General features: G+C 48.6%; 1 protein-coding gene. It reads right to left on the bottom strand.

Annotated features, from left to right (window positions below; genetic code table 11):
* A partial coding sequence (locus AAEY88_RS13105) for a hypothetical protein (RefSeq protein ID WP_350563084.1) occupies nucleotides 1–280 on the bottom strand: 280 nt, incomplete at both ends.

Below are 280 nucleotides of genomic sequence, written 5' to 3' on the forward strand. Positions count from 1 at the left end.
GGGCTAAACCCAGCATGGCATTTTGCTCATCTAAACTGCCACCATCTAAAGCTGAAGCCACTTTTGGGAAGCGCGCGGTGAGTTCAGGTAAAAAGTCTTCCTGAATTTCGGCGACCACTTTAGATGGCTCAACATTGTTTTTATTCACATTGGCACTAATGGTAATTGCTCGGCGACCATCAACTCGGGTGATCGATGCATATGACTCACCCAGTTCGATATTGGCTACCGTTGAAAACGGTACCGCTGCGCCTGACGGGGTGCGGATAAGCATGTTTTC

Origin of the sequence: Psychrobacter sp. CAL346-MNA-CIBAN-0220, from assembly GCF_040309805.1 — a bacterium.
Lineage (GTDB): Bacteria > Pseudomonadota > Gammaproteobacteria > Pseudomonadales > Moraxellaceae > Psychrobacter.